Here is a 20,157-nt window from a genome sequence, read left to right on the forward strand (position 1 = left end):
TTGAATCAGAAGTGGCCACGCGGATTTTCGATACATCTCTCGGTTGCGCTCAAAACTTTAGAACAATCCAACCCTTTATCTTTGCCACAATTTGTTCCACCTTTATCCCGATAAGCGCATCCGGTTCAGAGAGGCCGCCTGGGGACCTTCTAAAATCCTGGAGACGCGCATAGATGACGGAGACGAATACCATGCCGACAATCGCGCTCGTTGATGACGACCGCAACATCCTTACCTCGGTATCGATTGCACTCGAGGCAGAAGGATACAAGGTCGAGACGTATACGGACGGCGCCTCAGCCCTCGACGGTCTTCTTGCTCGCCCGCCACAGCTTGCCATCTTCGATATCAAGATGCCGCGCATGGATGGTATGGAGCTCCTGCGCCGCTTGCGGCAGAAATCCGACATGCCGGTCATCTTCCTCACCTCCAAGGACGAGGAAATCGATGAGTTGTTCGGCCTGAAGATGGGCGCCGACGACTTCATTACCAAGCCCTTCTCGCAGCGTCTGCTGGTCGAGCGCGTCCGCGCCGTCTTGCGCCGGGCATCGAGCCGCGAGGCTGCTGCTGCCGCCGGTGGTGCTGCACCAAAGCCGGGCACGGCACAACAGCTCGCTCGCTCGCTGGAGCGCGGCCAGCTGGTCATGGACCAGGAACGCCACACCTGCACCTGGAAGGGTGAGCCGGTGACGCTGACGGTGACCGAATTCCTTATCCTGCATTCTCTGGCCCAGCGTCCGGGCGTCGTCAAAAGCCGTGACGCATTGATGGATGCGGCCTATGACGAGCAGGTCTATGTCGACGATCGCACCATCGATAGCCACATCAAGCGGCTCCGCAAGAAATTCAAGATGGTCGATACCGACTTTGATATGATTGAAACGCTCTACGGAGTGGGCTACCGCTTCCGCGAAGCAGCCTGACGCCGAAGCGGCGCGGCATCTGATAATTGTCGAGAGTGACGATCGCGAAAGCGGTCCGCTCTCCGAAAGGGCCTGTGGTTGGCACAGTTGGTGCAGGAAAGAGATCTGGATGAGGCGGAAGGCGTGAGCAGCCGCCGCTTCAGGGGACGGCGTTGGTCGCACCCCTTCACGATCATCCGCCGCATCTTCGGCAACGCCGTCTTTTCGAGCCTGACGCGTCGCATCCTTTTCTTCAATCTGGCCGCGCTGGTCGTTCTCGTCGGCGGCATTCTCTACCTCAATCAGTTCCGCGAAGGGCTGATCGACGCTCGCGTCGAAAGCCTTCTGACGCAGGGCGAAATCATCGCCGGCGCGGTTTCCGCGTCCGCGTCGGTGGACACCAACTCGATTACCATCGACCCCGAGAAGCTGCTCGAACTGCAGGCTGGCCAGAGCATTACCCCGGTTCCGAACGACGAGGATCTCGAATTCCCGATCGATCCGGAAAAGGTCGCGCCTGTGCTGCGTCGGCTGATTTCTCCGACCAGAACCCGCGCACGCATTTTTGACGCTGACGCCAACCTGCTTCTCGACTCTCGCCATCTCTATTCACGCGGCCAGGTCCTACGTTTTGATTTGCCGCCCGTCGATGACGAGGAGCAGAGCTGGAGCCAGTGGTTCACGACGATCTTCAACAAGGTCCTGCAACCAGGAAACCTCCCCCTCTACAAGGAAGCTCCGGGTGGCGACGGCTCGATTTATCCCGAGGTCATGAACGCACTGACTGGTGTTCGCGGCGCTGTGGTTCGCACCACAGAAAAGGGCGAGTTGATCGTTTCGGTTGCCGTTCCGATCCAGCGGTTCCGTGCTGTTCTGGGCGTGCTGCTCCTGTCGACCCAGGCCGGCGATATCGACAACATCGTTCACGCCGAGCGCCTCGGCATCATGCGCGTCTTTGGTGTCGCGACACTCGTCAACGTTCTGCTGTCTCTCGTTTTGTCCTCAACAATCGCCAACCCGCTGCGGCGCCTGTCGGCTGCCGCCATCCGCGTCCGCCGCGGCGCGAAGGAACGCGAAGAAATTCCCGACTTTTCCGCACGGCAGGACGAGATCGGCAACCTCTCCATTGCGCTGCGCGAAATGACGACCGCGCTCTACGATCGCATCGACGCGATCGAAAGCTTTGCGGCCGACGTCAGCCACGAACTGAAGAATCCGCTGACGTCGCTCCGCAGCGCCGTCGAAACGCTGCCTCTGGCAAAAACAGACGAGTCCAAGAAGCGGCTTCTTGATGTCATCCAGCACGACGTTCGCCGGCTCGACCGTCTGATCAGCGACATTTCCGACGCCTCTCGTCTCGATGCTGAATTGGCGCGCGTTGACGCCGGTTCGGTCGATCTGGAGATTCTGCTTCGCGATCTCATCGACGTATCGCGGCAAATTCGCAATCGCAGAAAAGATGTACAGATCGAATTCGCGATCGAGCGCAAGCCAGGCGTGAAGACACGTTTTGTTGTGAACGGCCATGACCTGCGCATCGGGCAGGTCATCACCAACCTCATTGAAAACGCCCGCTCGTTTGTTCCGGAGCATGACGGCAGAATCACCGTGAGACTGGTGCGAACGCGCTCTCGCTGCATCGTATACGTCGAGGACAACGGGCCGGGCATCCAGGCAGAAGACATCGACCGCATCTTCGAGCGCTTCTATACCGACCGACCGGAATCCGAAGGCTTTGGACAGAATTCGGGCCTCGGGCTGTCGATCAGCCGTCAGATCGCCGAAGCACATGGTGGCTCGCTGCGTGCGGAAAACATCATCGATCCCGAGACCGAAAAACTTCTCGGAGCGCGCTTCATTCTCGCCCTTCCCGCCGACACTACCCTGTGATGGACAAGCCTTCAAACATCCACGCAACCGCCATCGTCATCGGCAAGACCGGCCTTCTCTTCCTGGGGCCGTCGGGCTGGGGGAAATCGATGCTGGCGTTCACCTGCATCAACGAAGCGCAACGCATGGGCATCTTTTCCTCGCTCGTCGCCGACGATCAGGCGCTAGTTAGCGAAGTGGACGGAGCGGTGATAGCAACATGTCCTGCCTCGATTGCCGGTTTGCTCGAATTGCGCGGCACTGGCCTTGTCCGCGTGCCGTACATTGTCAACGCAACAATTCACTATGCCATTCTTCCCGGAAGCCCGTCTGGCGAGAAACGGTTGCCGCCAGACGGTGAGCGAACAACTATTGCTGGTAGCATAGAACTACCGGTCATTCGATTGCTGGCTAATACTCCGTTGCCGCTGGCGATATTGATGGCAAAAGCACCGGACATCGGACAGTAATGCCCGCAAAATCGGCAAAACGGGCCCATAAAGTCGTATTTTTGTCTTGCACTTCGGCTTTTGATCGCCAAGATGTGCCCCCACGGTGGACGCGATTGCTGCATTGCGATATTGGGGCCACCGTTTGGAATATGCCATTAGGAGCAGTAATATCATGATCGGACTTGTGCTTGTCACTCATGGCAAGCTGGCTGAAGAGTTTCGTCATGCGGTCGAACACGTTGTCGGTCCTCAGAAATTCATCGAAACGGTCTGTATCGGTCCCGAAGACGACATGGATCAGAGGCGACAAGATATTCTGGAAGCAGTATCCCGTGCCGATGACGGCCATGGAGTTGTCATCCTGACAGACATGTTCGGTGGTACCCCCTCCAACCTGGCAATTTCAGTCATGAGCAGCGGCCACACGGAAGTCATTGCTGGCATGAATCTACCGATGCTCATCAAGCTCGCGGGTGTACGCGGCGAGAACAACATGGAGAAGGCGCTCGTCGAAGCCTCCGAGGCCGGGCGGAAATACATCAACGTCGCGAGCCGCGTTCTCAGTGGCAAATAGTGAGCACATCGCGCCCATGACGGCACTCTCCCGTGAAATTCTGATCATCAACAAGCGCGGATTGCACGCACGGGCTTCGGCAAAATTCGTACAGCTGGTCGAGAATTTCGATGCCGCCATCACTGTATCGAAAGATGGAATGACGGTCGGCGGGACATCGATCATGGGATTGATGATGTTGGCGGCAAGCCCGGGCTCCAGCGTCTTGATCTCGGCCAGCGGCAACCAGGCTGCACAAGCGCTCGATGCACTCGACGAGCTGATCCAGAACCGGTTCGGCGAGGAAATGTGAGCCGCTCCCGGCTCATATAAACATATAAAGACTTCTTTATATCATTATTGCCTTCGTCATAGAAGCCTGCTAAACGGCCTTTCATCGCCGCGCAGACTGCGTGGACGCGTTTGGTGCCCTTTGTGCGCCTTTGAATTTTTGAGCCGCTTTTCAGCCTGGAGAAAACCCAATGAGCACTGAAAAAGATTATATCGTCGCCGATATCGGCCTCGCAGACTTCGGTCGCAAGGAAATCACGATCGCTGAAACCGAAATGCCGGGCCTGATGGCCTGCCGCGCTGAGTTCGGCGAGGCGAAGCCCCTGAAGGGCGCGCGCATCACAGGCTCGCTGCACATGACGATCCAGACGGCCGTTCTCATCGAGACGCTCGTTGCACTCGGTGCTGAAGTCCGTTGGGCATCGTGCAACATCTTCTCGACGCAGGACCATGCTGCCGCCGCGATCGCCGCTTCCGGCGTTCCGGTTTTCGCCATCAAGGGCGAGTCGCTGCATGATTACTGGGTCTACACCGACAAGATCTTCCAGTGGACCGATGGTGGCTTCTCCAACATGATCCTCGACGATGGCGGCGATGCCACCATGTACATCCTGCTCGGCGCCCGCGCCGAAGCTGGCGAAGACGTACTGTCGAACCCGCATTCGGAAGAGGAAGAGATCCTCTTCGCACAGATCAAGAAGCGCCTCGCCGCTTCGCCGGGCTGGTTCACCAAGCAGCGCGACGCGATCAAGGGCGTAACCGAAGAAACCACCACTGGTGTTAACCGCCTGTACCAGCTCTCCCAGAAGGGCCTGCTGCCCTTCCCTGCCATCAACGTCAACGACTCGGTCACCAAGTCGAAGTTCGACAACAAGTACGGCTGCAAGGAATCGCTGGTTGACGGTATCCGCCGCGGCACCGACGTGATGATGGCCGGCAAGGTTGCCGTCGTCTGCGGTTACGGCGACGTCGGCAAGGGTTCGGCTGCCTCGCTTCAGGGCGCCGGCGCCCGGGTCAAGGTTACCGAAGTCGACCCGATCTGCGCGCTGCAGGCAGCCATGGACGGCTTCGAAGTCGTCACGCTCGAAGACGTTGTGTCTTCTGCCGACATCTTCATCACCACGACCGGTAACAAGGACGTCATCCGCATCGACCACATGCGCGCGATGAAGGACATGGCGATCGTCGGCAACATCGGTCACTTCGACAACGAGATCGAAGTCGCTGCCCTGCGTAACCTGAAGTGGACCAACATCAAGCCGCAGGTCGACCTGATCGAGTTCCCGAAGGGCAACCGCATCATCCTGCTGTCGGAAGGCCGCCTGCTGAACCTCGGCAACGCGACCGGCCATCCGTCCTTCGTGATGTCGGCTTCGTTCACGAACCAGACGCTGGCGCAGATCGAGCTCTTCACCAAGCCCGGCCAGTACCAGAACCAAGTCTACATCCTACCGAAGCACCTCGACGAGAAGGTCGCGCGCCTTCACCTCGATAAGCTCGGCGTAAATCTGACGCAGCTTTCTGAGGAGCAGGCTTCCTATATCGGCGTAAAGCCGCAAGGCCCGTTCAAGGCTGACCACTACAGATATTGATCGCAGGATTGATATCCACAACATCTAGAGGGCGCCGCATTGACAAACGCGGCGCCCTTATTTTTTGGCACACACCTTCCCGCCGATTCCCTTCCGAAGTATTGTTTTAAAACTCGATTCGTAGCCACGGACGTGTCCGTTTGCTTCGAAAATGGGATGTCTTGTCGTGATGCGGCACATTAAAGGACGGAGACATACCGCGCATGTCGGAAATGATGCACAGCCCGGTCGAACAGGCAGAGGTTGGCGCCTACGCTGACCACTGCCCGGTCCATTCGGGCGAACGGAAACCTGTCAGCACCGGCATCGTGTCTCGCGTGGCACGGATTTTTGCCGCTGGCACGGCCATCGCATCGATTGCGCGGCCGGTTTTCGCACAGGTCGAGACCGAGACGGTTGCAGCGGCGCATCTTTTCACCTCATCGCAGGTTGTTGGTCTCTCCGTGGTGATCGGCGTGATTTCCGCCGCGCTGCTTTCGACCCTTTGGGTTGTGCGCCAGCGCGGAAACCTCGAAAGCGAAAGCCGTGAAATCCGCTCCGCCCTCTCTGACGCGCAACAGCGTATTTCGCAGTATCAGGCCCTGATTGCGGACAAGAACCGTCGGATCGTCATCTGGGATGGCGGCGAGCGTCCTGAACTGATCGGTCAGCTGCCGGCCGAAACCGGCGCGCCGCAGGACAGCGAATTCCTGGCCTTCGGATTGTGGTTGAAGCCGCGGTCGGCATCTGAGCTTGAGCGTGCGATCGATCGCCTGCGCGGATCGGCCCACAGCTTCGACATGGTTGTCGAAACCCATCGCGAAGAAATCCTCGAGGCGCAGGGCCGAGTTTCGGGCGGACGTGCATTCGTCCGCTTTGTTGCGCTGAACAATCTACGGGCCGAGCTTGCCGAACTGAAGATCGAACGGGACAGACTATTGTCCTCGATCTCGGCATTCCAGAGCATGCTCGATGCAATCGACCTTCCAGCCTGGCAGCGTGATACCGAAGGCCGACTGACCTGGGTTAATCAGGCCTACGGCGAGGCCGTCGAGGCAACCACGCCTGAGCAGGCCGTCAATGAGGGTCGTGAGTTTCTAACAACCGTTGCCCGTGAGCGGATCCGCGCGACGGCGACAACTGAGTCGCCATTCCACGACAAGATCTCCACCGTGGTGTCCGGCAACCGAACGTTCTTCGACGTCGTCGATGTAAAGGTCCCGAGCGGCTCCGCCGGGATCGCTGTCGACGTTTCCGGCATCGAAGCTGTTCGCGCCGAGCTCGAGCGCACGCTAAAGAGCCACGCCGAAACACTAGACCACCTCGCAACGCCTGTCGCAATCTTCGACGGTGACCGTCGGCTGCAATTCTATAATCAGGCTTTCGTCTCCCTCTGGGAATTCGATATCGCGTTCCTCGAGAGCCGCCCGGACAACGCAGAACTGCTGGAGCGCCTGAGGGCCGCCAAGAAGCTGCCTGATCAACTCAACTGGAAATCCTGGAAGGAAGCCGCGCTTTCGGTCTACCGTGCGCTCGATACCCAATCTGACCTCTGGCACCTGCCGAACGGCCAGACGTTGCGGGTCTTTGCAACAGCACATCCTCAGGGTGGTGCGACCTGGGTATTCGAGAACCTCACCGAACAGGTCGACCTCGAAACACGCTACAATACGCTTCTCAAGGTACAGGGCGAGACGATCGACCATCTATCGGAAGGTGTGGCGGTCTTTGGGCCCGACGGGCGCATTCGCCTCTCGAATCCCGCTTTCCGTGCACTCTGGGGAGTTACCGAGGCCGAGGCGAAGGCGGGCACGCACATCCGTGCCCTTGGAGAGTCATGCTCTCAGTCCTATGATCGTCCGGACGGATGGAAGACCTTTGGCGAGTTGATCACCAGCTTCGACGACGAGCGGCGTTCCAGCCAGGGGACGCTCGAACTATTTTCAGGCCTCGTGCTCGACTATGCAGTCATTCCGTTGCCGAACGCGCAGACGATGCTGACCTTCGTCAACATGACCGACAGCGTCCGTGCCGAGCGCGCCCTGACGGAAAAGAACGAGGCACTGCGCAAGGCGGACGAGCTTAAGAACGACTTCGTCCAGCATGTATCCTACGAGCTACGCTCGCCGCTTACCAACATCATCGGCTTCACCGATCTGCTGCGCACGCCGGGGCTCGGACCGCTGAACGACCGGCAGGCCGAATATATCGATCACATTTCCACGTCCTCTTCGGTATTGCTGACGCTCGTCAACGATATCCTCGATCTAGCCACCGTCGACGCCGGAATCATGCGGCTCAACTATTCGGCGATTGATCTTGGCGACCTGCTTGACGACGTGTCGATGCAGATTGCCGACAGGCTGCAGGAAAGCGGCGTAACACTGGAGATTACGGCTCCCGCACATCTGGGCTCGATCGTTGCTGACCCGCAAAGGCTGAAGCAGATCCTCGTGAAGCTGCTTTCCAATGCCGCCAACTTCTCGCCGGAAGGGTCGTCAATCTCGCTTGAATGCAAGCGTGAGGGCATGGATTTCGTCTTTGCCGTCAGTGATCGTGGCCCTGGCATTTCGCAGGATATGATCGCCAATGTGTTCGACCGATTCGCCACCGGCGCAACAAATGGCAAGAGGGGCGGCGCCGGCCTTGGGCTTTCGATCGTCGACAGTTTCGTCAGTCTTCACCACGGGACGGTCACCATCGACAGCCAACCGGGCAAGGGCACGATCGTGACCTGCCGGATTCCTTCGGTCGATCTTCCGACGTCCGTCGCAGCCGAATGATGGCTCCCGTCATTTCCCTCTTCCTCCAGGATGAGGCTGAAACGATCCGCTTTGGCGAAGATTTGGCGCTGGCGTTGAAGCCAGGTGATTGCCTTGCGCTGTCCGGCGATCTTGGCGCGGGGAAATCGTCGCTTGCCCGCGCATTTCTGCGGGCCATGGCGGATGACGCCGAGCTCGAGGTGCCGAGCCCCACCTTCACGCTTGTGCAAACGTATGACCTGCGCATTCCGGTCGCGCATTTCGACCTGTACCGTCTTGGCGATCCGGCCGAGCTGACCGAACTTGGCTTTGATGAAGCGCTCCAGGACGGCATCTGCCTCGTGGAATGGCCTGAGATGGCGGCCGGCGAGCTGCCGGGAGACCGGATTATGCTGACGCTGGAGCACGAGGGTGCAGGTCGACGGGCAACCATCGTTGCGCCGGAAAAGCAGGCGGCACGAATCCACCGTGTCCTTGCAATACGCGATTTCCTTGATAACGCAGGATATTCCGGCGCAAAGCGTCGTTTCCTGACAGGAGATGCGTCACTCCGTGCCTACGAGGCCATCTATGCCGATGACGCGAAGCGACGGGTGCTGATGGACTGGCCGCCGCTGCCGGAGGGGCCCCCGGTCCTGGATGGCAAGCCATATCCAAAGGTCGCGCATATCGCGGAAAATGCCTATCCCTTCGTTGCCATTGCCAATGTGCTCAGGCGGGAGGGTTTTGCAGCACCCGAAGTCTACAATGTCGATTACGATCAGGGCATTCTGCTTCTGGAAGACCTTGGCGCGGACGGCGTTCTCGACGCGAAGGGCCAACCTAACGTCGATCGTTACCGGGCAAGCGTCGCCTGCCTTGCACACCTCCATTCGCTGACAATCCCGCAGGACATCCGAGTCGCGGTCAACCATGTCCATCACATCCCGGATTTCGACCGAACGGCGATGAAGATGGAGGTGCGCCTCGTTCTCGATTGGTACCTGCCCTGGAAGCGTGGGGGCATCGCAGCCAGTGATGCCGAGCGGGACGAATATCTTGCCATCTGGGATAGGCTGATCGACGAATTGGACACGGCGGAAAAGAGCCTTCTCCTGCGCGATTTTCACTCACCCAACATCATCTGGCGAGAGAACGAGAGAGGCATTGAGCGCGTTGGACTGATTGATTTCCAGGACGCAATGATCGGCCCGACGGCCTATGACCTTGCTTCTATAGTGCAGGATGCACGTGTCACGATCTCTCCGGATCTTTTCCAGCAATTGATGGACGACTATCTATCACTGCGCAGAGTAGAGGGCAGCTTCGATGAAGTCCGCTTCCTGAAGAGCTGGTCGATCATGTCGGCGCAGCGCAACTGCAAGCTTGTCGGCCTGTGGGTTCGCTTGATGCAACGAGACGGAAAGCCTGGCTATATGAAACATATGCCGCGCACCCTGTCCTATCTTTCCGTTGCGCTGAAGCATGAAGCGCTTGCCCCCTTGCGCGACTGGTGCGTAAGGGCTGGAATAGTACCAAGCGAATCATAATTTCTCGGATCAGATGAGTATCAAGCAAGCAATGGTTCTCGCTGCAGGTCTTGGGACCCGCATGCGGCCAATTACCGACACGATCCCGAAGCCGCTCGTGAAGATCGACGGCAAGGCGATGATCGACTACGCGCTGGATTCACTTGCCGAAGCCGGAGTCGAAAAGGTCGTGGTCAACGTTCATCACCACGCAGACCAGATGCTGGCTCATCTGGCTTCTTACCGAAACCTCGAGATCATTATCTCCGACGAGCGCGAGAAGCTGATGAACAACGGCGGTGGGCTTGCAAAGGGCCTAAAGCTGCTTGTTCCCGGCGAGGTTTTCGTCACGAATGCCGACCTCTTCTGGATCGGGGAACGCCCAAACGTTCCGAGCAACCTAACACGCTTAGCCGGATTCTTCCGACCGGAAAGCATGGATATGGCGATGCTCTGCGTGAAGCTGGAAGATACAACCGGCCACAACGGCAAGAACGATTTCAACATGGCCCGGGATGGCCGGTTGACGCGTTTTGCTGAGTCCGGGCCGGGTCCGGTCGTTTACGCCGGCGCTATTGCCATGAACACGTCGTTCCTGGACGACGCTCCAGCCGATGCCTTCAACCTCAATCTATATTTCGACAAGGCGATCTCCCAAGGCCGGCTCTATGGTACGGTGCTCGAAGGACACTGGCTCACAGTCGGGACACCCGAAGCCATCGGCGAGGCGGAGGAAACGATCCGGCGATACCGGACGTTTGCATGACGGATGGCCGAGCATCACCGGCCGAGGGTCTTAACCATCCCCGCGGGGCTTCCTTTTCTGAGGACCCTTGCCGAAAGCCTTTGTGACGGCCGGCTGACACCGCAATTCCGGTATGATCCCGACGATCCTCTATCGCTTTCTAAAACCACGATCTATCTGCCGACGAGGCGTGCGGCACGTGTGCTTCGCTCGGAATTCGTCGACCTGCTAGGCGGTCGATCTGCGATCCTACCGGTCATCCGCCCACTCGGCGAAACCGATGACGACAGCGGCTATTTCGACGAGGCCTTACCGGAAACCTTGGATCTTGCCCAGCCGCTCTCGAATACCGCCCGGCTGCTGGAACTCGCCCGCCTCATCCTCGCCTGGCGAAACAAACTCCCGGAAATTGTCCGCAGCATCCATTCCGATTCGCCACTCGTTGCGCCGGCAAGTCCCGCCGACGCCATCTGGCTTGCGCGGAACCTTGCGGAACTCATCGATGCGATCGAAACCGAGGATCGGGATTGGAGCGAGCTGTCCCGATTGAATGCCAAGGATTATGCGCTTTGGTGGCAACTGACGGCCGAATTTCTGCAGATCGCCAGCACCTTCTGGCCGGAGAGGCTGAACGAGCTTGGCAAGTCGTCGCCGGCGCGGCATCGAAACGCCATCCTTCGGGCGGAGGCGAATCGTCTTGCGACAACCCGACCGATGGGACCCATCATCATTGCGGGATCCACCGGTTCGGTGCCGGCGACGGCCGACCTTATCGCGGCGGTCGCCGCCCTTCGGGAAGGCGTGATCGTTCTACCGGGCCTCGACCTCGGGATGCCGGATGAGCACTGGCGAATGGTGGCACCGGACGATCGGAAGCCAGCGGATCCCGCGAGCCGCAGTCACTCACAATACGGCCTAGCCCAGTTGCTGAAGCGACTGAAACTGATGCGCGAGGACGTTGTGCCGCTTGCAGAGCCACCAGAGGAACTGCAGCGCCGCGCTGAAATCCTGTCGCATGCGCTCGCCCCTGCCGAGGCCACCAGTGACTGGGGAAGCTGGAAGGCGAAGCTACCCGCCACGGCCATCTCGATAGCGTTTGCCGATGTCTCGCTGATCGAGGCAGGCAACGAGCGAGAGGAAGCGACCGCGATTGCGATCGCCCTGCGTTTGGCACTCGAACGGCCCGGCAAAGACGGCGAGAGCCGGGCGGCATTGATCACGCCCGATCGAAACCTCGCCCGACGCGTTAGCACCGAACTCGCGCGTTTTGGCATCGTTGCGGATGATTCTGCCGGCACGCCGCTTTCCGCAACACCACAGGGAACATTGCTGCAGTTGCTGCTCGAAGCAACGCTTCGCCCCGGTGATCCGGTCGCCATCGTCGGGCTGCTCAAGCATCCATTGGCCCGCTTTGGGCTGGAGCGTAGCGCGCTTGTCGAAGCCGTCGCGGCACTGGAGCTTCTTGCGCTCCGGGGTGGCGTAGCCGAGGTCGACATCTCTGCGCTCGAACCGCTTTTCGAGCAGCAGCTGTCCAAGCAGGCCCAGGATCGTCACGCGCCGCAATGGCGAAAGGCGCTCCCCGCCGGTGCAGTCGATCACGCCCGTGCCCTTGCCCGTCGCATTGCCGAAGCCACCGAACCGCTCGCCTCGGCGCTCGTTCGAAGCCTACCCGAAGAGCGAGGACTGACCACCAGCTTTGCCCTTTCCGAATGGGCGAAGCGCACCGGGCGCGCCCTGGAGGCCGTGGCCGGCGACGATCGCGGTGACCTTGCCGGGCTCTGGTCGGGGGAAGCGGGCGACACGCTGGCGTCAATGCTTGGCGAGGTTATTGAAACCGAAGGACGGATCAACGCCGACGGGCCGCAATGGATCGATATTGCCGCAGCGCTTCTCGCAGGCCAGGCAGCAAAGCCGCGGGCGCTAAGTCATCCAAGGCTGTTCATCTTCGGCACGCTGGAGGCTCGCCTGCAGAGCGTAGACACGCTCATCCTCGGAGCGCTGAACGAAGGGTCGTGGCCGGGGCAAACGTCCAACAATCCCTTTGTTTCCCGCACCATGAAGACCGAGATCGGGCTCGAACCGCCGGAGCGACGGATTGGCCAACTGGCGCACGACTTCGAAATGGCCAACGGCACGCGTCATCTCATCTATTCGCGGGCGCTCAGGCAAGGTTCGACGCCAACTGTTGCGTCGCGGTGGCTGCAGCGACTGCTCGCGTTTGGCGGGAAGGAGTTCGAGGCAGAGCTGAAGGGTCGTGGAGACCATTTTGTGCATTGGGCGAATCTGATCGATCAGGGCGATCGCCAGGCACCGGCACAACGCCCAAGCCCAACGCCACCACAGGAAATGCAGCCGAAGTCCTATTCGTTCAGTGAGGTGGGGCGGCTTCGTCGTGACCCCTATGCGATATACGCACGCCGGATTCTGCGGCTCGACCCTGTTGCACCCTTCAACCGGGATCCGGGTGCCGCCGAACGAGGAACGCTCTATCACAAGATCATCGATCGCTTCATCCGCGAAGGTCACATCGCGGGAACACCCGCGGCGGAAACGGCGATGGAGGTCATTCTGGCGGAGTTGTTCGACACGGAACAACTGCCCGCACACATCGACATTGTCTGGCGCCCGCGCTTTCGCGAGGTTGCCCGCGCCTTTCTTGATTGGGAGGCACGACGACGACCGGATATCCGAAAGACGCTGACGGAAGTGCGCGGCGGCGTCGAGTTGGAGCAAATCAATCTCAGGCTCAGCGGTATCGCCGACCGGATAGACATCACGGGGACGGGAGCTGCCGATATCATCGACTACAAGACCGGATACAATCCTTCTGCGTCTCAAGCTCGCGCCCTTCTCGATCCCCAGTTGGCGCTGGAGGCCGCTGCGCTTCACGCCGGCGCCTTCCGGGACGCCGGCAGTCTCGTTCCGCAGAATCTTCTCTATGTGCGACTTCGCCCGGGAGATCGTTTCCAGGTCGATGCCGTCAACAACGAGACGTCGACGAGGAACGACAAGACAAAGTCGGCTATGGATCTGGCGGTCGAGTCGATCGATCAGCTCATAAAGTTTGTCTCGCTTCTGCAGTCGGGTGAAAAGGGCTTTACGTCCCGGCTTCTGCCGGCACAGCAATTCGACTTTGGTGGCGACTACGATCATCTGGCCCGCGTCTCGGAGTGGTCAGCGGCGGAGAGCGACGAGGCAACCGGCGATGAATGATGAAACAACATTGCCCGAGGGCGACGATCCCGTTGCCTGGACGAGTTGGACGACCATCCAGCAGTCCATCGCATCCGACCCTCAACGCTCTGCCTGGGTTTCGGCCAATGCGGGTTCCGGGAAGACACATGTCCTGACGCAGCGCGTCATCCGACTACTATTGGCCGGGGCGCGCCCGTCGGCGATTCTCTGCCTGACCTATACGAAGGCGGCAGCATCCGAAATGTCGAACCGAGTGTTCGAAAGGCTCGCCGAATGGGCCGTTTTGACCGATGTGGAGCTTGAAGAGCGCATTGCGCGGATCGAAGGCAGGACACCCGAGCCTGCAAAGCTTGCGGAGGCGAGGCGGCTCTTTGCCAAAGCGCTCGAGACTCCGGGTGGACTGAAGATCCAGACCATCCATGCATTCTGCGAGGCGCTGTTGCATCAGTTTCCCCTGGAAGCGAACGTGGCCGGGCATTTTTCCGTGCTCGACGATCGAGCGGCCGCGACGCTTCTTTCGGACGCGCGTCGATCACTGCTCACGGCAACGACACCAGAGGATGACCCGGCGCTCGCGGAAGCCTTCGCCTATGTGCTCAATCTCGGCGATGAGTCAGGCCTCGAAAACCTTCTCGGGGAGATCATCGCCAACCGCAATGCGATCCGAGCGTTTACCCAGGATGCCGAGCGTCGGGGCGGCATCGAAGCCGTGCTGCGCACGAAGCTCTCCCTCTCCGAAAATGACACTACGGTTGGCATAGCCGAGGCCTATTGGCCACTCGACGGGCTGCGTGGCGGCGTGCTTGACCAGTATCTAAACCTTGCGGACCAGAAGGGCGGGGCCAAAGCACATGTCATTGCAGCCGCCTTGCGGTCAGCCTCACGCGAACGCGACTATGCGCGGCGTGCTTTGCTGCTGGAGAAAGTCTTCCTTACGGGAAAGGGAGAGCCAAAGGCGGATTCACAGTTTTTCGTGAAGGCGATGTTGAACGAGGCGCCAGAACTCGTTGATGCCGTCGCAACGGCACGAGCGCACGTCGTATCGTGCCGGGATCGATTGAAAACCGTGCGCATGTACGAGGCCACCCGCGCCGCGCTGGTCCTCGCCGACCGTCTCAACAAGGATTACGACGACCTCAAGAGACATCGTAGCCAACTCGACTTCGAGGATCTGATAACGCGGACTGCAGAGCTGTTGAACAAGAGCGACGTTGGCCCGTGGATCCACTACAAGCTCGACCAGGGCATCGACCATATTCTCGTCGACGAAGCACAGGATACCAGCCCGATCCAATGGAGCGTCATCCAGTCGCTAGCCGAGGATTTCTTTTCGGGCGAGAGCGCCCGCACCGCCGTGCGGACCCTGTTTGCCGTTGGTGACGAAAAGCAGTCTATCTACTCGTTCCAGGGTGCCCGCCCCGAGCGCTTTTCCGAAGAAAGCCAACAGACGCGCCGGCGCGTTTCCCAGAGCGGACTTGCTTTCTCGACGGTGCGGTTACCGCTGTCCTTCCGCTCAACCTCGGACGTCCTTGCCGCTGTTGATCACATTTTCACGCCAGCTGAGAATGCCCGTGGGCTGAGTGCGACAGGCGAACCAGTGGTTCACCGTTCCAACCGTATCGGCAACCCCGGCGCGGTCGACCTCTGGGAGATGGTGGCGCCGGAGGCGACGATAAAGGAGGAAGACTGGACCGCACCCTTTGACGCTACACCGGAGAGCGCGCCAGCGTCCATTCTTGCGCGTCGCATCGCCAACACGATTGGCAATCTGGTTGGCAAGGAAACGATCGTCGAGAAGGGTAAAGAGCGACTGATCGACGCCGGCGATATCCTCGTGCTCGTACGCAAGCGCGATGCCTTCGTCAACGCGCTGACACGCGCCCTAAAGCGTCGCGGCGACATACCGGTCGCCGGTGCTGACCGCCTGCGCCTGACGAGCCACATCGCGGTGCAGGACTTGGTGGCTCTCGGCCGCTTTCTGCTGTTGCCGGAAGATGATCTCTCGTTGGCCGCGCTGATGAAGAGCCCGCTTCTCGATCTGAGCGAGGACGACGTCTTTGCAGTTGCTGCCCTTCGTGCGGAGGGCGAGAGCGCCTGGTCTCACGCGCAGAAGTTCGCCGCCGATGGCAATTCGCGCTTCGAAGCGGCGGTTTTACGTCTCAAACTCTTCCTCGATGAATCGAAAGCGCTGTCGGTTCACGATTTCTACGCGCGCGTGTTGGGATGCCACGATGGCCGACGACAGTTCCTTGCCCGCCTCGGAACCGAGGTAAGCGACATTCTCGACGAGTTCCTGACATTCGCGCTCGATCACGAGAACTCGGGCCTGCCCGGCCTGCAGTCCTTCATTTCGACGCTCGAAATTGAGGCGCCGGAGGTTAAGCGCGAGCAGGACAAGGGGCGGAACGAAGTCCGGATCATGACCGTCCACGCTTCAAAAGGTCTGGAGGCGCCGATCGTGTTCCTCGTTGACGGCGGATCAAAGGCCTTCATACACTCGCACATGCCCAAGCTTCGGCTTCTTGAACAGGAGCATGGCGAACCGCCGATGCCAGCCTGGGTTCCGCTCGGCGATCTCAGCAACTCGCTCACCCAAATTGACGCGGCGCGCCTCCAATCGCTCGCGGAACAGGAATATCGCCGGCTACTCTATGTGGCGATGACGCGAGCTGCGGATCGCCTAATCGTTTGCGGTTACCGGGGCATTCGTCCGAACACCGATACCTGGCATGCAATGATCTCGACAGCGATGACGGACAGTCATCCGCATGTCTCCGCTGCGACATTCTCCGGACCGGACGGCACCTGGGCCGGTATCGAATGGCGCGTGCCCCGAATTGAGCGCAGGTTCGAACGGCTGGTACGCACCGAACAGGCCGCAAGGCCGGAGAATATCCCCCCGAGCCTGGCAAAGCCGCTGCCGCCGCGAAGACAGTTGCCCCGACCGCTCAGCCCTTCCGGCGTCGGGACCATTGTGGACGATGGTGCTGATGATCTTCTGGTCACCTCCCCGCTCTTTGACGAAAAGGGCAAACCGGATCGCTCCCTGCAAAAAGGGCGGCTCCTACACCGCCTGCTGCAGACGCTGCCGGATCTGCCGCGCGGCGAGCAGGCCGATGCAGCAGCGCGCTACGTCGAGCGCGCTGTGCGCTTCTGGCCGGAGAGCGAGCGTCGGCGACTCGTAGATTCGGTCCTGAAACTATTAGGGGATCCCGATCTGAAGGCCGTGTTCTCAACTCACGCGCAGGCGGAAGTCGCGGTCATGGGCACCCTGACGATCGCCGGACTCGACCACGCCGTTTCCGGCCGCGTTGATCGGATGGCAGTCTTCGAGGATCGGGTGGTGGTGCTCGACTACAAGACCAATCGCGTTCCGCCACAGACGGCAGAGACGATTCCTTTTTCCCACAAAGCTCAGCTTGCAATTTATCGTGAAATCCTGGCGCCGCTCTATCCCGGCAAACGCATCGATTGCGTACTGGTTTACACCGAGAATGGTTCCGTTCACACCCTGACGCCCGATGCATTGGCGTCGGCGCTTGCGCAGCTCGAAACAAAGTGAAATACCGGGCATTGAAATTCCCGCACCGCACGCTCACATGTGTTTCAACAGGAATCCGTAAAGGAGCAGCCTATGGCTACCGTAAAAGTCGATATCAACAACTTCCAGTCGGAAGTTCTGGAATCCGCAGAACCCGTCGTCGTCGATTTCTGGGCTGAATGGTGCGGCCCGTGCAAGATGATCGCCCCCAGCCTCGAAGAACTCGCTGTCGAGTTTCAGGGCAAGGTGAAGGTCGCCAAGCTCAACATCGATGAGAACCCGGAACTGGCCGCTCAGTTCGGCGTCCGCTCCATTCCGACGCTCGCCATGTTCAAGGCCGGCGAAGTTGCTGACATCAAGGTTGGCGCTGCCCCGAAGACCGCTCTTTCGAGCTGGATCTCAAGCGCCGCTTAAGCATTGCCTATCAGCAGATTTGAAGAAGCCCGGCATTTGACCGGGCTTTTTTCATTTCGGGGGTGTGCCGTTGTCGGCAAGCACATCGCCGACGAGATAAAGAGAACCACCAATCAGGATACGTGGCGGGTGGGCCTGTTCGAAGGCGCCTTCCTTGACTGCTTCCAACGCGTCGCGGACAGTCGACATCGGCTCCGCGACGAGGCCCGCATCATATGCGGCGTTTGCCAGGATAACCGGGTCAATCATCGAGTCGCTGCCACGGATCGGCACGCAATAGACCTTTTCGGCAAGTCCCTTGAAAGCCTTGAAGTAGCCGACCGGATCCTTGGTGTTGATCATCCCAATGATCAGGAACAGCGGCCGTGACTGCTTTTCCTCGAAATTCGCCATGGCTTCGGCGATGACTTCCCCAGCGCCAGGATTGTGGCCGCCATCGACCCAGATTTCCGCCTTGGCCGGGGCACTGGCCATCAAATGCCCGTCGTTCAGTCGCTGAAGGCGACCCGGCCACTCGACCGACAGCAGCGCCTTTTCCATCATGGTCTCGGTAACCGTGAAGCCGGCAGCCTTGACGGCGCGGATCGCTGCCGCAGCATTGGCATACTGGTGGCGACCCGGAAGACGCGGCAACGGCAGGTCGGCGAGGCCAAACTCGTCCTGATAGACGAGGCGTCCATATTCCTCATGTGCCATATAGTCCTGGCCAAAGACGGCCGTCGGGCAATTCAGTCGCTCCGCAGTCGACATCAGGACGTCGAGCGCGGCATCATACTCCTGCTTGCCGATAACGACCGGGCAACGGCGCTTCATTATGCCTGCCTTTTCGGCCGCAATCAGTTCGACGCGATCGCCGAGATAAGGCTGATGGTCCAGCGAAATCGGCATGATGACGGAGACGGCGGGGTCGGAAATCACGTTCGTCGCATCGAAACGGCCCCCGAGGCCGACCTCGATGATAGCCGCGTCCGCCGGATGCTCGGAAAAAAGGATGAAGGTGACGGCGGTCAGGATCTCAAAAACAGTGATCTTCTGACCATCATTGGCTGCTGCGACGCGTCGCACAGCCTCGGCGAAAACCGCATCATCGACCAACTGGCCGCGGCTGCCTTTGACACCGATCCTATAGCGCTCGTGCCAGTTGACCAAATGCGGAGAGGTATGGACGTGGGCGCTGTAGCCGCCGGCTTCCAGCAAAGCCCGGCAAAAGGCAGTTACCGAGCCCTTGCCGTTGGTGCCCGCCACGTGAATGACCGGCGGCAGCTTTGTCTGCGGATCACCGAGAACGGAAAGAAGCCGGGTAATGCGGTCAAGGGATAGATCGAAGCCCTTGGGATGCAATCCCATGAGCTTGTCGATTTCCTGTGCTGCTTCGCTCACTGCGGCCTGGCCCCTTGGTATCATCGCGCGACCCGCCTAGTCGGCTCAGGCGCTCGCGGCGATCGCGAGCGTCCCGCTTTCCTTGTTGAGGTTTGCTGCAGGCTTCTTGGTCAGGATCTTCAAGACGCGAGCCAGCGTATCCGGAATATCGTGGCGCTTGACCACCATGTCGACCATGCCGTGTTCCAGCAAGTATTCCGACGTCTGGAAGCCTTCCGGCAGCTTTTCGCGGATCGTCTGCTCGATGACGCGCTTGCCGGCAAAGCAAATTTCCGCGCCGGGCTCTGCCAGGTGCAGATCTCCGAGCATCGCGTAAGACGCCGTGACGCCACCCGTGGTCGGGTTCGTCAGAACGACGATGTAGGGCAGCCCCGCTTCCTTCAGCATGTCGACGGCAACGGTCGTGCGTGGCAGCTGCATGAGCGACAGGATGCCTTCCTGCATGCGAGCACCACCCGAGGCCGGGAACATAACCAGCGGGCACTTCTCCGCAATGGCGCGCTCGAAGGCCTTCACGATTGCCTCGCCGGCCGCAATGCCGAGCGAACCGCCCATGAAGTTGAACTCGTGAACGACGGCGACGAGCTTCAGGCCACGAACCTTGCCGACGCCGGCAACGATCGTGTCTTCCTGCTCGGTCTTAACGCGGCTGTCCTTCAGGCGGTCCGTGTATTTCTTGGAATCGCGAAACTTCAGCGGATCCTGTGCGACCTTCGGCTGGACGAGCGCTTCGTAGGCGCCGTCATCGAAAAGATCGGCAAGACGAGCCTTTGCCGGCATCTTCATGTGATAGCCGGACGCCGGAATGACCCACTTGTTGCTCTCCAGATCTTTATGGAAGACCATTTCACCCGTTTCCGGGCACTTGATCCAGAGGTTCTCCGGCACTTCGCGGCGGCCCAGCATGGAATTGATGCGGGGGCGGACGTAGTTGGTGATCCAGTTCAAGTCGAAAACTCCTGATTGACTATTGC

The 20,157-nt window shown here is 59.8% G+C and carries 14 protein-coding genes; 12 read left to right on the forward strand and 2 right to left on the reverse strand.

Going from position 1 to position 20,157, the window contains the following annotated elements; all coding sequences use genetic code 11:
- Nucleotides 1-191 precede the first annotated feature (191 nt).
- From FHT77_RS10090 to trxA, 12 genes are all read left to right on the forward strand, one after another.
- Nucleotides 192-923 carry a response regulator transcription factor gene (locus FHT77_RS10090; protein WP_189637167.1) on the forward strand — a complete coding sequence of 244 codons (732 nt, stop codon included), beginning with the start codon at nucleotides 192-194 and terminating at the stop codon, nucleotides 921-923.
- Between the two features lie 78 nt (nucleotides 924-1,001).
- The gene (locus tag FHT77_RS10095) at nucleotides 1,002-2,792 is read left to right on the forward strand and encodes a sensor histidine kinase (protein ID WP_183754841.1); all 1,791 of its coding nucleotides are present in this window, start codon (nucleotides 1,002-1,004) and stop codon (nucleotides 2,790-2,792) included.
- Nucleotides 2,789-3,241 carry an HPr kinase/phosphorylase gene (locus tag FHT77_RS10100; RefSeq protein WP_409527443.1) on the forward strand — a complete coding sequence of 151 codons (453 nt, stop codon included), beginning with the start codon at nucleotides 2,789-2,791 and terminating at the stop codon, nucleotides 3,239-3,241. The genes FHT77_RS10095 and FHT77_RS10100 overlap by 4 nt, the downstream gene beginning before the upstream one ends.
- A 154-nt stretch (nucleotides 3,242-3,395) precedes the next feature.
- Complete coding sequence (locus FHT77_RS10105; protein WP_007528763.1) at nucleotides 3,396-3,797, forward strand: PTS sugar transporter subunit IIA; 402 nt, start codon at nucleotides 3,396-3,398, stop codon at nucleotides 3,795-3,797.
- 16 nt (nucleotides 3,798-3,813) lie between these two features.
- Nucleotides 3,814-4,089, forward strand: a complete 276-nt coding sequence (locus tag FHT77_RS10110; RefSeq protein WP_016556881.1) for an HPr family phosphocarrier protein — start codon at nucleotides 3,814-3,816, stop codon at nucleotides 4,087-4,089.
- 169 nt (nucleotides 4,090-4,258) lie between these two features.
- Nucleotides 4,259-5,659 carry an adenosylhomocysteinase gene (ahcY, locus tag FHT77_RS10115; RefSeq protein WP_183754845.1) on the forward strand — a complete coding sequence of 467 codons (1,401 nt, stop codon included), beginning with the start codon at nucleotides 4,259-4,261 and terminating at the stop codon, nucleotides 5,657-5,659.
- A gap of 203 nt (nucleotides 5,660-5,862) precedes the next feature.
- The gene (locus tag FHT77_RS10120; RefSeq protein WP_183754847.1) at nucleotides 5,863-8,421 is read left to right on the forward strand and encodes a PAS domain-containing sensor histidine kinase; all 2,559 of its coding nucleotides are present in this window, start codon (nucleotides 5,863-5,865) and stop codon (nucleotides 8,419-8,421) included.
- A complete protein-coding gene (gene tsaE, locus FHT77_RS10125; protein WP_183754849.1) occupies nucleotides 8,418-9,929 on the forward strand; it encodes a tRNA (adenosine(37)-N6)-threonylcarbamoyltransferase complex ATPase subunit type 1 TsaE in 1,512 nt (503 codons plus the stop codon). Before FHT77_RS10120 ends, tsaE begins: the two co-directional genes overlap by 4 nt.
- A gap of 13 nt (nucleotides 9,930-9,942) precedes the next feature.
- Nucleotides 9,943-10,674 carry a nucleotidyltransferase family protein gene (locus FHT77_RS10130; protein ID WP_183754851.1) on the forward strand — a complete coding sequence of 244 codons (732 nt, stop codon included), beginning with the start codon at nucleotides 9,943-9,945 and terminating at the stop codon, nucleotides 10,672-10,674.
- Between the two features lie 3 nt (nucleotides 10,675-10,677).
- The gene (gene addB / locus FHT77_RS10135) at nucleotides 10,678-13,866 is read left to right on the forward strand and encodes a double-strand break repair protein AddB (RefSeq protein WP_183754853.1); all 3,189 of its coding nucleotides are present in this window, start codon (nucleotides 10,678-10,680) and stop codon (nucleotides 13,864-13,866) included.
- A complete protein-coding gene (addA, locus tag FHT77_RS10140) occupies nucleotides 13,859-17,410 on the forward strand; it encodes a double-strand break repair helicase AddA (RefSeq protein WP_183754855.1) in 3,552 nt (1,183 codons plus the stop codon). Before addB ends, addA begins: the two co-directional genes overlap by 8 nt.
- A gap of 72 nt (nucleotides 17,411-17,482) precedes the next feature.
- Nucleotides 17,483-17,803, forward strand: coding sequence for a thioredoxin (gene trxA, locus FHT77_RS10145; protein ID WP_007528746.1), 321 nt, complete (start codon nucleotides 17,483-17,485; stop codon nucleotides 17,801-17,803).
- 51 nt (nucleotides 17,804-17,854) lie between these two features.
- On the opposite strand, the gene FHT77_RS10150 is transcribed toward trxA, so the two are convergent.
- Complete coding sequence (locus tag FHT77_RS10150; RefSeq protein ID WP_183754857.1) at nucleotides 17,855-19,207, reverse strand: bifunctional folylpolyglutamate synthase/dihydrofolate synthase; 1,353 nt, start codon at nucleotides 19,205-19,207, stop codon at nucleotides 17,855-17,857.
- 21 nt (nucleotides 19,208-19,228) lie between these two features.
- A complete protein-coding gene (gene accD, locus FHT77_RS10155) occupies nucleotides 19,229-20,131 on the reverse strand; it encodes an acetyl-CoA carboxylase, carboxyltransferase subunit beta (protein ID WP_016556872.1) in 903 nt (300 codons plus the stop codon).
- Nucleotides 20,132-20,157: the final 26 nt, after the last annotated feature.

This window comes from Rhizobium sp. BK181, from assembly GCF_014193305.1.
GTDB lineage: Bacteria > Pseudomonadota > Alphaproteobacteria > Rhizobiales > Rhizobiaceae > Rhizobium.

Excerpts from the sequence above, each read along its gene's own strand:
- FHT77_RS10090 (WP_189637167.1), top strand. The coding sequence starts at position 192 with ATGCCGACAATCGCGCTCGTTGATGACGACCGCAACATCCTTACCTCG.
- FHT77_RS10105 (WP_007528763.1), top strand. The coding sequence starts at position 3,396 with ATGATCGGACTTGTGCTTGTCACTCATGGCAAGCTGGCTGAAGAGTTT.
- FHT77_RS10110 (WP_016556881.1), top strand. The coding sequence starts at position 3,814 with ATGACGGCACTCTCCCGTGAAATTCTGATCATCAACAAGCGCGGATTG.
- ahcY (WP_183754845.1), top strand. The coding sequence starts at position 4,259 with ATGAGCACTGAAAAAGATTATATCGTCGCCGATATCGGCCTCGCAGAC.
- FHT77_RS10120 (WP_183754847.1), top strand. The coding sequence starts at position 5,863 with ATGTCGGAAATGATGCACAGCCCGGTCGAACAGGCAGAGGTTGGCGCC.
- tsaE (WP_183754849.1), top strand. The coding sequence starts at position 8,418 with ATGATGGCTCCCGTCATTTCCCTCTTCCTCCAGGATGAGGCTGAAACG.
- FHT77_RS10130 (WP_183754851.1), top strand. The coding sequence starts at position 9,943 with ATGAGTATCAAGCAAGCAATGGTTCTCGCTGCAGGTCTTGGGACCCGC.
- addB (WP_183754853.1), top strand. The coding sequence starts at position 10,678 with ATGGCCGAGCATCACCGGCCGAGGGTCTTAACCATCCCCGCGGGGCTT.
- addA (WP_183754855.1), top strand. The coding sequence starts at position 13,859 with ATGAATGATGAAACAACATTGCCCGAGGGCGACGATCCCGTTGCCTGG.
- trxA (WP_007528746.1), top strand. The coding sequence starts at position 17,483 with ATGGCTACCGTAAAAGTCGATATCAACAACTTCCAGTCGGAAGTTCTG.
- FHT77_RS10150 (WP_183754857.1), bottom strand. The coding sequence starts at position 19,207 with ATGATACCAAGGGGCCAGGCCGCAGTGAGCGAAGCAGCACAGGAAATC.